The organism is Microcoleus sp. Z1_A1 (assembly GCF_036700305.1).
Lineage (GTDB): Bacteria > Cyanobacteriota > Cyanobacteriia > Cyanobacteriales > Microcoleaceae > Microcoleus.
In genome coordinates this window covers 45,091-57,682 of record NZ_JAUBOR010000002.1, presented here as the reverse complement: position 1 = coordinate 57,682, position 12,592 = coordinate 45,091, and the positions used below count along the sequence as shown (strand labels likewise).

Genomic DNA, 12,592 nt, shown 5'->3' with positions numbered 1-12,592 from the left:
TTCCTATATTTGTGATATACTATAAAAGTCAAGGTTTAATTCCTTTACCATCGTAAAACAGTTAAGACACACTTTTAGGTATAAACCGGGGGACGCAGAGCAGCGAAAACTCTTTAAACAGCTAGAGGTTGAATTAAACCTTAAACCAGTTAAAACAAACTATTCTTTTAGGATTGTTAAGTAGGGTAGGGCATACCCAAACTCTAGGTAAATATCCTAGTACGCTTTTGGAGATAGACCCGCTGGGGTGGCTGCGAATCAGGCTCGTTAATTGGTAGTTTTCTACGGTTAAAAGGTCTGAATATTGCCTTTCATGACGCAACACTTAAAGGTTAGTCGCTGAATTAAGAATCCTCGCACTTTTAGGTCGGGGAGTGTCAATTGCATAAGTGGCAGTTGGTAGAAGCAGAGAAATACCGAGTTGCCAGACAGAGGGCAGAAGCTATTGAAATGTACGATCGCGCTATTTCTGGAGCGAAAGAAAACAAATACATCCAAGAAGAAGCCCTCGCTAACGAACTAGCAGCTAAATTCTACCTCGACTGGGGCAAAGAAAAAGTGGCCCAAGCCTATATGCAAGAGGCTTATTACTGTTACGATCGCTGGGGTGCAAAAGCCAAAATCGATGACTTAGAAAAACGCTATCCCCAACTTCTTGCTCCCCTATTGCACGCAATAGAAAACCGTTTGGCAATCAGCGAAACTCGCCTCCACCCAATCAATAAATCGTCAATCTTACCTCAAACATTCCCACGAATTTTATCGAGGTGCGACAGTATTTACGAAACCCTCGATTTCGCGGCTATTCTCAAAGCCTCCCAAACTCTATCGAGTGAAATTAAATTAGAAAAATTGCTAGCTGGACTGATGTCTGTGGTGATGGAAAATGCCGGAGCAAAAAAAGCAGTTCTCCTGTTGCTTAAGGATGGGAATCTCGCGATCGAAGCTGTAGCCTCCTTCCATCAAGATGTCATCTCAATATCTGTACCGCTGTCAGCCAGCGACGAGGTTCCCGCTGCTGTGGTCAACTATGTTAAGCGGACTTGGAAAACTGTGGTTTTGGATAATGCTGCAGTACAAAACGATTTTATTGCCGATCCGTATTTGATGCAGAAAAAGCCCAAAAGTGTGCTGTGCGTGCCAATTTTAAATCAGGGTAAATTAATCGGGTTGCTATATCTAGAAAATAACTTGACAATTGGTGCATTTACAGAAAATCGCACTGAAGTCATCCAACTTTTGTGCGCCCAAGCGGCTATCTCTATAGAAAATGCTCGATTGTACCAGCAATCTCAAGCTTATGCACAAGAATTAGAGCGATCGCTCTTTGATTTGCAGCAAGCACAGTTACAGATCGTGCAAAGCGAAAAAATGTCCACATTGGGCAATCTAGTCACAGGAATAGCCCACGAAATAAATAATCCTGTCGGCTTTATTAGTGGCAATATTGAGGAAGCAACCACCACGATCAAATATCTGATTGGCCACTTAAAATTATATCAAGAAAAACTGCCAGATCCCGGCGAGGAAATTGAAGAAGATGCTGAGGATATTGATTTAGAGTATGCCTTAGAAGATTTGCCAAAAATGCTGTTGTCGATGAAAGTCGGGTGCGATCGCATTCGCGGCATTAGCACCAGCCTCCGCACCTTCTCCAGAGCCGATAAAGACTACAAAGTTCCGTTTAATATCCATGAGGGCATTGACAGCACTATCTTAATTTTGAAACATCGGCTGAAAGCCAACGAACACCATCCTGCGATCGAAGTCGTCACAGACTACGGCAATCTCCCTCAAATCGAATGCTTTCCCGGTCAACTGAACCAAGTCTTTATGAACCTGCTTGCTAACGCGATCGATGCTCTAGAAGAATCAAGCCAAGGAGGTAGTTTCGAGGCTCTGAAAGCCTATCCCCACTGTATCACAGTTCGTACCAGTCAGTCGGGCGATCGACACATCAAAATTCAGATTGCCGATAACGGGGCGGGCATGACCGAAGCAGTGAAACAGCGGATTTTTGACCATCTGTTCACAACGAAGGCAGTAGGAAAAGGCACTGGGTTAGGATTGGCGATCGCCCGCCAGATTGTAGTCGAAACCCACGGCGGAACAATTGAGGTGAATTCCCATCAGGGAGAGGGAACTCAATTTGAGATAGTGTTACCTGTTACCGAATAAAAGTTGACTGTTGACTGTTAACTGATGACGGTTGACGGTTGACGGTTGACTGATGACTGAGGAGTGTTGACTGTTAACTGATGACGGTTGACTGTTGACTGTTGACGGTTAACCGTTGACTAATGACTAATGACTAATGACTAATGACTAATGACTGATGACTAATGACTAATGACTAATCGGGCCTTATACCAGCCCCGATCGCAACTCCGAACAGGGACAAAACTTCCCGCGCCCCTTCGCCTGATCCCCACAATCTCAACTATGCTAACGTAGGCAAGCAGCAATCCCTTGTCACGAAGGTGATTAATATAATTTCAAACAATTTATTTGATTTAGGAGCGGTGTATCCCGTATGGCAAACCTGATCGGCACAGACAGCAACGACTTTATTCTAGGAACTCCGCTGAGCGATCGAATTCGCGGCTTAGATGGCGATGACACGGCCCTGGGTGCGGGAGGAGATGACACCCTAGAGGGCGACGGCGGCAACGACCAGCTTCTGGGAGGTGACGGAGCAGATTCGCTGATTGGCGGTGAAGGAAATGACGAACTTATTGGCAACCAAGGCCGCGATTTTGCTTCCGGCGGAAACGGCGACGACTCAATTCGCGGTGGTTTGGGCAACGACATCCTCGAAGGCAACGACGGGATAGACAGCGTGTTGGGAGACGCCGGGGACGACTTAGTTTTTGGCAACGGAGGCTTTGATGTAATTGCCGGCGGTACTGGTAACGACACCCTCACAGGGAATGACGGCGACGATTCCGTGTTCGGCAATGCTGATGACGACTTTCTCTACGGGAATGCGGGGAACGATTCTCTCAACGGCGGCAGTGGTAGAGATCAAATGTTGGGCGCTGAGGGCAACGATTATTTGACCGGCGGCGACGGCGACGACACTTTGTACGGCAATGCTGACAACGATTCGCTTTTCGGAGATGCTGGTAATGACCAGATATTCGGCGGCAAGGCTGACGATACAGTTTTTGGCGGCACCGGTTCCGATACCCTTCGCGGCGATGAAGCCGACGACTCGGTACTGGGAGATGAAGGCAATGACTTTTTGTTTGGTGGCAAAGGTAATGATGGTATCGACGGCGGTTTTGGCGATGACTCCTTGGCTGGAGGTATCGGCGACGATACAATTTTGGGCGGTTTCGGCAATGACAATTTATTTGGAGCAGAGGGTAATGATTCTTTAATCGGAGGCGAGGGTTCGGATACTCTGACTGGCGGCAGCGGCAGCGATGTCTTTGGATTGGGAGCCGGGCCTGGCAGTCTGGCTTTAATTACTGATTACAATGACACAGAGGATTTCTTTGGACTGCCGAGCAATTTATCTTTCGCTCAACTGCTAGTTACCCAAGGCAACGGTGCAAATGTCAGGGATACAGTAATTACGACGCTCGACGGCAAGCTTTTAGCAATTTTGATCGACACTCCGGCGGCGCTAATCGAAGCGAATGATTTTATCGCTGTGACTGGGACGGCTACTCCCAGGCCAACCACCATTACCACTACAACTACAACTACAGTTACAAGCACAATTACAGATCCAACTCAACCTCAAACTTCAACTACAGAATCACTTCCAACTCCGTCTCCAACTCCCACGGAAGCACCGACTCCAACTCCCACGGAAGCACCGACTCCAACTCCCACGGACGAAGCGACGCCTACTCTCACGGAAGCACCGACTCCGACTCCCACGGAAGCACCGACTCCGACTCCCACAGCAGCGCCGACTCCGACGCCAACTGCTGCGCCGACTCCGACTCCCACAGCAGCACCGACTCCGACTCCCACAGCAGCACCGACTCCGACTCCGACGCCAACTGCTGCGAGGATTCCTACTGCACCGACAGTTAGCCCGCCTGATGATTCGCCTCTGGTGTCAATGAGTTCTCTGGCCCCGACTCCGACTCCCGGACTATTGCCAATGCCGGGCCAGACGCCGATATTCCCGACGGTGCCGAACCTGATACCTTTTCCTACACCTGTCCCTCCACCTTTCGGGTTGTAGGTGCGATCGCGCAGTTTAGTGATGAGTTATGAGTTAATGTAAAACTCACTAAACTCATAACTCAAAACTATTTAACGTCCTGGGGAGTTTCGGCCGAGTCTTCTGGCGACTCGGCTGGAGAATCTTCTAGGGGAGATAATTGTTGGCTATACTCCAAGAGCGATCGAAGTTTCATGCGGTGGATGTAAGGCCAGCCGCCATTGGCTTCAATATTCCTGAGCAGTTTGTAAAGTGCTTGGCGGTTGTCGGGAAAAGACGCTTGAAACAAACCGTCCCGAATTTCCCGGTGCGAAGCTTCCAGCCTCCGCAGCAGGGCCAAAAGCAGCAGACTGTCTCCCTGACAACTTTCGCCTAAAGTCCGAATCGCCTCTGTCAGCGATTGCATTTGAGACTGCAACTTTTCTGACTCTAAATCTTTGCCGTTGTCCATACTGCTGCTTCCTTTGAAATCTACAAGGCCTTTGTCCCCAGCCTTTTGGTCAACCGACTAATCGAGCTAGTCGCGATCGCCATTCGGGGTCATAAGCAAAGTAACTTAAGTAGGTTGACTTAAGCAATATTAATTTGCAGTCCAAGTCAGGAAAAGAGCACAACCCGTCGTACCATGTGTATTGGGCTGCGATCCGAACATGATTGAGAAATCATAAGTTCATGCTTATTTTCACGACGCACTAGCTTGATTTTTTGAGTCAATGCCGGTCTCGGTGAAGCGAGGGATCAGGATCTAAATGCTACCCTAAGCGCTGGCCTAGCCTGCCGGCGGGCAATTATATTTTGCTCGAACTAGGGCTTTTTCTTAATATAATCCGATGTTGGATATTGAGGTTTGCAATGAAATATCGTGCTTTAATTGTTGCACTTTTAGCTTTTTGCATGAGTGCGCTGGTTGCTTGTTCTTCTGCTTCTGACACGACGGTGGCAACTACTGAGTTGCTCACCTACGACCAGATTAGAGGTACTGGCTTGGCTAATAACTGCCCTAGCTTGGCAGAAACTTCTCGGGGATCGATCCCCATCGAAGCGGGCGCCACCTATAAACTGACTGGTTTGTGTTTGCAGCCCACAACTTATTTTGTGAAGGAAGAACCAGCAAACAAACGCCAAGAAGCGGAATTTGTGCCTGGTAAATTGCTGACCCGGTTCACGTCGAGCATTGACCAAGTTCAAGGTACGCTCAAGGTCGGTACTGATGGAACTCTGACTTTCACAGAAGAAGACGGCTTGGATTTTCAAGCTATTACGATTCAATTACCGGGCGGAGAGCAAGTACCTTTCTTGTTTACCATTAAACAGCTAGTGGCAAGTTCCGAACCCGGAGTGGTTGCTATCAATACTTCCACCGATTTGAGAGGGGAGTTTAACGTTCCTTCTTACCGCAGCGCAGGCTTTTTAGACCCTAAAGCCCGCGGGGTATCGACTGGCTACGACAATGCTGTAGCGCTTCCGGCTAGTGACAATTCCAAACGGGTGCGGGCTAATGTTAAGGTTGCTGACACTCGCACCAAGGCCGGCAAAATTTCTCTCCAAGTTGCTAAAGTCAACAGCGCCACAGGCGAAGTTGGCGGGATTTTTGAGAGCACGCAGCCTTCTGATACTGATTTGGGAGCTAGACCGGCTCTGGACGTGAAAATTCGGGGTTTGTTTTACGCTCGCATTGAGCCTTCTGTGTCATAAAATTGGCTTTCAGGATCGATCGAATTTGAGCAGTTTCTGGCCGTAAAGCTCCTGCTCCCTCTTCATTAGCCAACAGTCTCGAGCAATATAACTTAGGACTGTTGACTAATGACTAAATTTATGGTTAAACTGTGGTCATTCGCAACTTATTAAGTTGGAATTTTTAATTAATTAAAGTATTGTATTAAAACCGCTTTCAGATTATAATATACTTGGGCAAAATCCCGGTTTAATTCTGGCTTGTCTCGAAAGTCTTCTACCTGATAAAGTTCTGCCTTATGCGGAAAACCTTCGGATAATTCAGCTAAATCCCTGCACCTTCGGAAAGTTAAACGGGTGTGTCCGCTATCACACCGATTAAGTGCTAGGATTACACTACCTAAAAGTGAATTTTTTTAGACTAGATTGGAAACTATATCTAAAGCAACTTCAGTCCTCTGCTCTACCAACCCTTATGTCACCATGTCTACCACAGTGCCGAACGAGCTAAAAAGCGAAAATTTGCAATTGTTGCGCGAGTACCAACTTTCTGGATCGAATGAAATCCGCAATCAGTTAGTTAAACTGAATGTTGGACTGGTCAGAAAAGAAGTTTACCACTGGCTCAACCAGTGCGGTGAAAGCTACGACGATTTGCTGCAAGTCGGATGTATTGGGTTGATCAGGGCGATCGAGCGGTTTGATATCGCCAAGGGACACGCTTTTAGTTCCTTTGCAATTCCCTACATACGGGGCGAAATTCAACACTACTTGCGCGACAAAAGCCCTTCGGTGCGCTTTCCCCGCCACTGGCAGTCCCTGGAACGCAAATCAGTAGCAGCGATCAAGGAGTTGCAGGTGCAGTTAAACCGGAAACCTACGGATGCTGAAGTAGCAGCAGCCCTTGAGGTTTCTGTACAAGAATGGCAAGAAATTAAGTTGGCCCATCTCAACAGATCGCCTCTGAGTTTGGACGCGCCGATGCAAGATGAAGACGAGGGGGCGACTTGTCTGGGAGAATTGGTACCCGATAGCAAGTATCGGAGTTTTCAGTTGGCGCAAGAGGATCAAATTCGCGTACAGCAAGCTTTGGCTATGTTGGAACAACGGACTCGCGAGATATTGGAGTTTGTTTTTCTCTACGATTTGACTCAGAAGGAAACGGCTGAACGCTTGGGTATCAGTGCGGTGACAGTTTCTCGGCGAGTTAAGAAGGGGCTGGATTTGCTCAAAGAGATTATGACTAAACAGCTTTAGTTATTATTAGTCAGTTGTTGGTTGTCAGTTGTCAGTTGTTGGTTGTCAGTTGTGAACAGTTAACAGTTAACAGTCAACCGTTAACAGTTAACAGTTAACCGTTAACAGTCAACAGACTAATTTTTAGATGCTGCGGACAAATTTATCGAGCCTTTCTACGGCTTTTTTAATGGTGCCTAAATCGGTAGCGTAAGACAAGCGAATGTGGTCATCTGCGCCAAAAGCAATCCCCGGAATAACTGCTACTTGCTGCTGTTCTAAGAAAGCGTCGCAAAATTCCAAAGAATTCATTCCAGTCTTGCTGATGTTGACAAACATATAGAAAGCACCGTCTGGTTTGATGCAGCTAATTCCAGGGACAGCATCGAGTAATTCAAATATTACCTGACGCCTTTCGGCAAAAGCTAGACGCATTTTTTCGACAGATTCTTGGCTGCTTTCCAAAGCTGCGATCGCGCCGTACTGTGCAAAGGTACAGACATTTGAGGTACTGTGACCTTGAATGGTGTTGGTAGCTTTGATTAATTCGATCGGCCCGGCCAAATAACCGATTCGCCAGCCTGTCATCGAGTAAGCTTTAGCAAAACCGCTGCTGATCAGGGTGCGATCGAAGATTTCTTTGCCCAGGGAACCGATGCTGACGTGCTGGGCGTCGTCATATATAATTTTTTCGTAAATCTCGTCAGCAACGACTAAAATATCTCGATCGACTATCACCTCGGCCAATGCTTTGATTTCCGCCGGAGTATACACCATTCCCGTCGGATTAGAAGGCGAATTCAGTACAAATAACTTGGTTTTGGGAGTAATCGCTCGACTCAGTTGTTCCGGTGTAATTTTATATCCTGTAGAAGCATCAGTCCGTACAATTACTGGCTTGCCGCTAGCGAGTTTGACCATTTCTGGGTAGCTTAGCCAGTAGGGAGCCGGAATAATTACTTCCTCTCCCGGCTCGATCAGAGCCATCATCAGATTGTAGAGGGAATGCTTGCCGCCGTTGGTGACAATGATATTTTCCGGTTGATAGTTGAGATTGTTGTCGGATTGGAGTTTGCGCGCGATCGCAGCTTTTAACTGCGGTTCCCCAGCCACAGGGCCGTACTTAGTCTTCCCCGCGTCTAAAGCTTGTTTTGCCGCTGCTTTAATGTGTTCGGGGGTATCAAAGTCGGGTTCTCCCGTACTCAAACTACAGACATCAATCCCTTCGGCCTTCATGGCTTTAGCCTTAGCGGCGATCGCCAAGGTTATAGAAGGAGTAACCTCACCCACTCGTGCTGCCAACTTAATCATTGGATTTTAGATATTAGATTTTTGACTTTAGATCATAGGGCGACAAATCGTGATATTCAACCCTGTTGTTAGGGAATTATGACATTTGTTTACATAGTACGTAAAGGATTAAGCAATTAAAGAATAAAAATTAAAAAAGCTCTTAGTTTTAATTTTTATTTTTTAATTTTTCAATTTTGACGTTATTATTGTAGCATTTTTGATGCCTCGTTACCCTCAACGCCGATCTGCAAGCTTATGGATCTCAAATCTCTGATTCGCGACATTCCTGATTTCCCCAAGCCGGGAATTCTGTTTCGAGACATTACAACTTTGCTGCGCGACCCGCAAGGGCTGAGCTACACCATTGACAGCTTAGCGGAAAAATGCTCTGCAATGTCTGTTGACTATGTGGTGGGCATGGAATCGCGGGGCTTCATCTTTGGCGCGCCGTTGGCTTATAAAATGGGAATAGGCTTTATTCCTGTCCGCAAGCCGGGGAAACTGCCAGGTGCGGTTCATTTTGCTGAGTACGAATTGGAGTACGGTGTCGATCGACTGGAGATGCACCGAGATGCCATGACATCCGGCAGCCGGGTGCTGATTGTGGACGATTTAATCGCCACTGGCGGAACAGCAGCAGCGACGGCTAAATTGTTAGAGCAAGCTGGCTGCGAGCTTGTCGGTTTTGCTTTTATCATTGAATTGCAGGCCTTGGGCGGCAGGCAGAAATTGCCCGATGTGCCGATCGTCACGCTAGTGGAATATTAGTTAGTTAACTGTTGGCAGTTGACAGTTGACAGTTGACAGTTGACTGCTGACAGTTGAATAAAAACTCCTGACAAATAATATCCTTGACCTTTGCATCGCAATTATTTATTTCTCTCTTCTCTTTCTCTGCGTTCTCTGCGTTCTCTGTGGTTAAATCATTCCGATGCAACCGGCATTAATATCATTCACAATTCTTCAAATCTAAAATCTAAAATCTAAAATCTAAAATCCTATGACTTCTCTTAAATTGAATCAAAATTGGCGAGGGTTGAGTTCTCTGTTTAGCAGCGAGACATTTACTTATGTTTTCAAGCGACTGTTGCAGGCACTTTTAACCCTATTTTTGGCATCGATGCTTTGTTTTGCAATTATTGAGCTAGCACCGGGAAATTACTTGGATACATTGAGCCAAAATCCCAAGATTTCGCCGGAGACACTCAAGCAACTCGAACAGCAGTTCGGCTTAGATAAACCAGCGATTGTGCAGTATTGGCTGTGGCTGCAACAAATTGTGACGCGGGGGAATTTTGGCACGAGTTTTGTGTATCAGCGATCCGTAGCTTCGCTGCTGTGGGAACGGGTACCGGCGACGTTATTAATGGCGATCGCATCTTTGATTGTAACTTGGGCGATCGCGATTCCTTTGGGAATTGTCGCCGCCGTCAATCAAAACCGCACAGTCGATCGAGTTTTGCAAGTAGTCAGCTACACCGGACAGGGATTTCCGAGCTTTATTACAGCTTTGTTGCTGCTATTTTTCGCACAAAATACTTCGCCTCTGTTTCCCGTCGGAGGAATGACGAGTATTGACCACGCAGACTTACCTTGGTGGGGTCAAATCCTCGATTACGGCTGGCACTTAATTTTGCCAACAGTCGCCCTCAGCCTTACTGGTTTTGCGGGTTTGCAAAGATTGATGCGCGGGCAATTGTTGGACGTGCTGCGTCAAGATTACATCCGAACAGCACGGGCTAAAGGTTTGCCGGACGATCGAGTAATTTACGTTCACGCTTTGCGGAATGCTGTTAATCCGTTGATTACGCTATTGGGTTTTGAGTTTGCTAGTTTGTTGAGCGGTGCGTTTATTGCGGAATTTTTCTTTAATTGGCCTGGTTTGGGAAAGCTGACTTTGGAGGCGGTGAACAATCAAGATTTGTATTTAGTAATGGCAAGTTTGATGATGGGTGCAACCATGTTGATTGTGGGGAATTTGTTGGCAGATTTGCTGCTCAAAGCTGTCGATCCTCGGATTAAGCTGGAAGATTTGAAATAGAAGACTTAATTGAGTAACAGAAGGTACGCAAGGGCGATTTGTAATAGTCAACAGTCAACAGTCAACAGTCAACAGTATTCCGATTATCCATGCCCCATGCCCCATCCCCCATTACCCATCTCGGAGTGTTTTATGTCAGAAAAACAACCAAAGGAGCCAATTAGTTTTAGCAGCTTTGCCGACTGGTGCAGGCATATTGACAGTCTTTCAGAATCGGCAAGGCACACAGTTAAAGTGTTGTTAAAAAAGGCTGGCACTGATGACCCACAAGGAGCGGAGCAGATACTTTCAAGCATGACAGAACTGGATCTGGGCAGCAATCAAATTACCGATATCAGCTTCCTCGGCTCGCTCACCAATCTGACAGAACTGAATCTCTACAACAATCAAATTACCGACTTCAGCTTTCTCGGCTCGCTCACCAATCTGACAACACTGTATCTGGACTACAATCAAATTACCGACATCAGCTTCCTCGGCTCGCTCACCAATCTGACAACACTGTATCTCAACTGCAATCGAATTACCGATATCAGCGCCTTGCGCTCGCTCACCAATCTGACAACACTGAATCTGGGCACCAATCCAATTACCGATATCAGCGCCTTGCGCTCGCTCACCAATCTGACAACACTGGATCTCTTCAACAATCGAATTACCGACATCAGCTTCCTCGGCTCGCTCACCAATCTGACAACACTGAATCTCAGCTTGAATCGAATTACCGACATCAGCTTCCTCGGCTCGCTCACCAATCTGACAACACTGGATCTCTACAACAATAAAATTACCGACTTCAGCTTCCTCGGCTCGCTCACCAATCTGACAACACTGAATCTGTGCGGCAATGAAATTACCGACATCAGCTTCCTCGGCTCGCTCACCAATCTGACAACACTGTATCTGGGCACCAATCAAATTACCGACATCAGCTTCCTCGGCTCGCTCACCAATCTGACAACACTGCATCTGGACTACAATCCAATTACCGATATCAGCGCCTTGCGCTCGCTCACCAATCTGACAGAACTGAATCTCTACAACAATCAAATTACCGCTCTGTGCGTGTTAGGCGAACTCGCACAGAAACGTCTTACTCTCTCGACTAGACCAATTGATGGTCAAAAAGCCACAGAAGCCATCAAAGTTGCCTATGCCGCTATTGGCCTAGAAGAACCCGAAGTTATTATTTGCAGCAGTCCCCGCGACGCTTATCCCCAAATCTTCAACTTGCTCAAACGCGACCATTCACAAAACTGCTCAGACGAATACAGAAATAGATTGGGGAAAAATCTAGACCGGAAATGGATGTCCCCTGGGGGAGAATTTGCAAGTCCGGCGGTGTGGAAGTATGAGCTCGATAGCATGACGATGGAGTCCGAAGCAGACAGTACACTGAGTTCGCTAATGAACGAATTGGTTCACAGCTATGCGCGATCGGAACAAAGGAGCGGGAATGTTTTTCCCGGTCTTTGGTTCCACCTGTCATTCCGTGAAACCCCCACGACTTTGTTTAAAGAAATCTATTTGACCCAATTGTATATATCTTCATTAGGCGTCAATCTTTCCCAAAAGGCACAAGAAATACTTCGCTGCCAAAAGCTGCTTTTCGAGCATTGCGGTTGGATATTTCCCTTTGAAAAGATTTGCGCGGTGTGCGATCGCCCCCGCCACCTTCGCTTTGACAGTCAAAACCGCTTGCACGCGGAAGCAGAACCTGCGATCGAGTTTGCGGATGGATGGAATTTTTACTATTATCACGGCGTCAGATTGCCTGAAGAATACGGCAAAGTCCACCCAAATAAATGGCAATCACAATGGCTTTTAACAGAAGAGAATGCCGAACTTCGGCGAGTGTTAATTGAAGGAATTGGTTACGATCGCATTTGTCAAGAGTTGCAAGCAAAACAAATAGATAGTTGGCAGGAATATGCACTATTACAAATAGATAACGCCGATGTCGAGCCGATTTGTTTGTTAAAAATGACTTGTCCGAGTACGGGATTCATTCACGCTTTGAGAGTTCCACCTAACCTGACATCAGCGAGGGAGGCAATTCGCTGGGTAAATTGGGATATCGATCCAGAGGAATTTTCCGTGCAAACTTGATATTAGCAAGGATTTCAGCGATCGAGAATGTCCTTGTTTTAATTTCAGAAACGAGA

Annotated in this window: 8 protein-coding genes and 2 pseudogenes; 8 read left to right on the top strand and 2 right to left on the bottom strand. The window is 46.7% G+C overall.

Annotated features, from left to right (window positions below):
- Window positions 1–381: 381 nt before the first annotated feature.
- Window positions 382–2,178: pseudogene (locus tag QT973_RS01440) on the top strand (GAF domain-containing sensor histidine kinase); the annotation flags it as partial.
- Window positions 2,179–2,533: 355 nt separating this feature from the next.
- Entirely contained in the window at window positions 2,534–4,204 is a 1,671-nt protein-coding gene (locus QT973_RS01435; RefSeq protein WP_333053689.1) for a calcium-binding protein, read from the top strand.
- Between the two features lie 67 nt (window positions 4,205–4,271).
- On the opposite strand, the gene QT973_RS01430 is transcribed toward QT973_RS01435, so the two are convergent.
- A complete protein-coding gene (locus tag QT973_RS01430) occupies window positions 4,272–4,634 on the bottom strand; it encodes a hypothetical protein (protein ID WP_333053688.1) in 363 nt (120 codons plus the stop codon).
- Window positions 4,635–5,035: 401 nt separating this feature from the next.
- On the opposite strand from QT973_RS01430, the gene QT973_RS01425 reads away from it, so the two are divergent.
- Both QT973_RS01425 and QT973_RS01420 read left to right on the top strand, forming a co-directional pair.
- Complete coding sequence (locus tag QT973_RS01425) at window positions 5,036–5,878, top strand: photosystem II manganese-stabilizing polypeptide (protein WP_333053687.1); 843 nt, start codon at window positions 5,036–5,038, stop codon at window positions 5,876–5,878.
- 462 nt (window positions 5,879–6,340) lie between these two features.
- Complete coding sequence (locus QT973_RS01420; protein WP_333053793.1) at window positions 6,341–7,114, top strand: RNA polymerase sigma factor SigF; 774 nt, start codon at window positions 6,341–6,343, stop codon at window positions 7,112–7,114.
- A 123-nt stretch (window positions 7,115–7,237) separates the two neighbouring features.
- Here the strand turns inward: QT973_RS01420 and QT973_RS01415 are convergent, their stop codons facing one another.
- Window positions 7,238–8,404, bottom strand: coding sequence for a pyridoxal phosphate-dependent aminotransferase (locus QT973_RS01415; RefSeq protein WP_333390388.1), 1,167 nt, complete (start codon window positions 8,402–8,404; stop codon window positions 7,238–7,240).
- A 237-nt stretch (window positions 8,405–8,641) separates the two neighbouring features.
- Here QT973_RS01415 and QT973_RS01410 point away from each other — a divergent pair, with 237 nt between their 5' ends.
- From QT973_RS01410 to QT973_RS26980, 4 genes and pseudogenes are all read left to right on the top strand, one after another.
- Window positions 8,642–9,154 carry an adenine phosphoribosyltransferase gene (locus QT973_RS01410; RefSeq protein WP_333040475.1) on the top strand — a complete coding sequence of 171 codons (513 nt, stop codon included), beginning with the start codon at window positions 8,642–8,644 and terminating at the stop codon, window positions 9,152–9,154.
- A gap of 232 nt (window positions 9,155–9,386) precedes the next feature.
- Window positions 9,387–10,427: an ABC transporter permease gene (locus tag QT973_RS01405; RefSeq protein WP_333390385.1), complete on the top strand. Its 1,041-nt coding sequence runs from the start codon at window positions 9,387–9,389 to the stop codon at window positions 10,425–10,427.
- A 96-nt stretch (window positions 10,428–10,523) separates the two neighbouring features.
- A pseudogene (locus QT973_RS26985) lies at window positions 10,524–11,477 on the top strand (leucine-rich repeat domain-containing protein); the annotation flags it as partial.
- Entirely contained in the window at window positions 11,457–12,536 is a 1,080-nt protein-coding gene (locus QT973_RS26980; RefSeq protein ID WP_445301249.1) for a DUF6745 domain-containing protein, read from the top strand. The pseudogene QT973_RS26985 and the gene QT973_RS26980, both read left to right, overlap by 21 nt.
- Window positions 12,537–12,592: the final 56 nt, after the last annotated feature.